General features: G+C 46.8%; 2 protein-coding genes. Both read left to right on the top strand.

Annotated features, from left to right (window positions below; all coding sequences use genetic code 11):
• The coding region (locus A3729_RS30670) for a fumarylacetoacetate hydrolase family protein (protein WP_197475632.1) at positions 1 to 191 on the top strand (191 nt) is incomplete at its 5' end.
• Positions 192 to 281: 90 nt separating this feature from the next.
• Positions 282 to 1085 (top strand): 50S ribosomal protein L3 N(5)-glutamine methyltransferase (prmB, locus tag A3729_RS06550; protein WP_068633452.1); only part of this gene is annotated, 804 nt, incomplete at its 3' end.

The following is a 1085-nucleotide window of genomic DNA, read 5'->3' as shown; positions in this document are numbered from 1 at the left end:
AGCATGGTAAGAGTAGCGATATGTTGAACCCGATCGCGCCACTTATTGCGCATATGAGTACCTTTTTCACGCTCAACCCAGGTGACGTTGTTCTTACCGGAACGCCGAAGGGGGTGGGGCAGCTACACAAAGGGGATCAGTTGTCGCTAAAGTTTGGCAAGAATTTAGCTTTTGATACTAAGGCAATCTAAATTTAGCTGCTGACTTCGGTGTCTCCCATTCCCCCAGCTGCCGATTCTCTATATAATTGCGGGCTTTTTCGATATTAGGAATTAGCCCGCGTGCCTCAGACTCAAACCCGTTCTTCTGAACTTGCTAGCAGTGCATCAAGTAGTGAGTCAAATTTGCAGACGATAGCTGATTTTATTCGTTACACTTTTTCGAGTTTGAATCGTGAACAGGTTTATTGTGGCCATGGTACTGACAACAACTGGGATGAGGCAGTCAGCCTGGTTCTTCAGTTATTAGATCTGCCTTGGGATTTTTCGACTGAACTATGGTCTTGTCGTCTGGCAGACGAAGAGAAGGCGCTTATCTTAGATGCGATTAAGCGCAGAACAAAAGGCCGAGAGCCACTGGCTTATATCACCAAACAAGCTTGGTTTTGTGGTTTGCGCTTCAATGTCGATGAGCGAGTGCTCATACCTCGCTCTCCGATTGCCGAACTCATCGGGCATCATATGGAACCTTGGCTATTAAATGAGCCTGAGCGAGTGCTTGATTTATGTACCGGAAGTGGTTGCATCGGCATCGCTGCCGCTTTGGAGTTTGAAGAGGCGCAGGTGGATTTGTTTGATATATCAGTCGATGCCCTGGCCGTGGCAAAGTCGAATATTGAATTGTATGAATTAAATGACCGGGTTCAGGCGTTTTCCTCTGATCTTTTCAGTGCTTTGAGCGATCCTTCGCAGTTCTCGGATGGTGAACATGTTCGTTACGATTTAATTTTGTCGAATCCGCCTTATGTTGATCAAAATGATTTTGACAGCATGCCCGAAGAGTATAGTGCTGAGCCTGTGTTAGGCTTGGTTGCAGGGCCTGACGGGCTGGATATTGTCAGACGAATTCTATCGGAAGGTGCGAAG

The sequence above is a fragment of the Oleiphilus sp. HI0043 genome (genome assembly GCF_001634935.1).
The sequence above is the reverse complement of the archived record's forward strand: the minus strand, read 5'-3'. Positions and strand labels throughout refer to the sequence as shown.